Origin of the sequence: Paraburkholderia elongata, assembly GCF_013177735.1 — a bacterium.
Taxonomy (GTDB): Bacteria; Pseudomonadota; Gammaproteobacteria; order Burkholderiales; family Burkholderiaceae; genus Paraburkholderia; species Paraburkholderia elongata.
Window position 1 is genome coordinate 1 of the sequence record NZ_WOEZ01000352.1, and the last position, 1,127, is coordinate 1,127.

The 1,127-nt window shown below is 59.8% G+C and carries 1 protein-coding gene and 1 pseudogene; both read left to right on the forward strand.

Annotated elements, in window-relative coordinates:
• A partial coding sequence (locus tag GNZ13_RS51440; RefSeq protein ID WP_172179103.1) for an aldehyde dehydrogenase family protein occupies nucleotides 1–596 on the forward strand: 596 nt, incomplete at its 5' end.
• A 350-nt stretch (nucleotides 597–946) separates the two neighbouring features.
• Nucleotides 947–1,127, forward strand: a pseudogene (locus GNZ13_RS51445) (aldehyde dehydrogenase family protein); the annotation flags it as partial.

Consider the following 1,127-nt stretch of genomic DNA (forward strand, 5'->3'; position numbering starts at 1 on the left):
GCCAGGTCTGCATCTCGCCGACGCGCTTTCTGGTGCACAACAGCATCCGCGAAGAATTCGCGGCGGCGCTCGTCAAGCACGCTGAAGGCCTCAAGCTCGGCGACGGGCTGGCCGAAGGCACCACCCTTGGGCCGCTCGCCAATGCGCGCCGTCTAACCGCAATGAGCAAGGTGCTCGACGACGCGCGCAAGACCGGCGCCAAGGTCGAGACGGGCGGCGAACGCGTGGGCTCGGAAGGCAACTTCTTCGCGCCGACCGTGCTGACCAACGTGTCGCTCGAAGCGGACGTGTTCAACAACGAGCCGTTTGGCCCGATCGCAGCGATCCGCGGTTTCGACACGCTCGAAGAAGCGATCGCTGAAGCGAATCGTCTGCCGTACGGTCTCGCCGGTTACGCATTCACGAAGTCGTTCCGCAACGTGCATCTGCTGTCGCAACAGATGGAAGTCGGCATGTTGTGGATCAACCAGCATGCTACGCCTTCGCCGGAAATGCCGTTTGGCGGCGTGAAGGATTCGGGCTATGGGTCGGAAGGCGGTCCGGAAGCGATGGAAGGCTATCTGGTCACCAAGGCGGTTTCGGTGATGGCGGTTTAAGACGCCGAAGGCCATCAGGCTTTCAGGGCGAGGTTTCCGGCCTCGTCCGCCTGTTTGGTCACTGTGCCAGGTCCGCGAGCGTTTGTTCGCGGACTTTTATTTGCAACTCTTTCGCTGCCGGATAGCTGCGCGCGGGATGCCGGGTGCGGCGCGGTGCTCGTTAGCGTTGTTGCGACTCAACAACATCGTAAAAATAGCGCAACCGACGGTATGGTTCGCATTCTGGAGTTCAACTATAATCTTCAAACGCTCACCTAAATGCTTGGTTTAAGTAGGAGCAGCCTCAACGTGCGGCAAGACGCATCGCGACATTTCTTTCTCGCGGTCATAGGTGAAGTTCTGGCGCAGCGGCTCGGCAATTGTGCAGGCTATGTCGGGAATCTGTCCGCGCCGGTCTGCGCCGTGTGAACACCGGACTAATCTCCAATGAAGTGGCGCCTTTCGGCGGGGTCAAGCAATCCGGTGTGGGCCGCGAAGGCTCGCATTTCGGGATCGACGAATATCTGGTGATCAAGTACACCTGTATGGCAG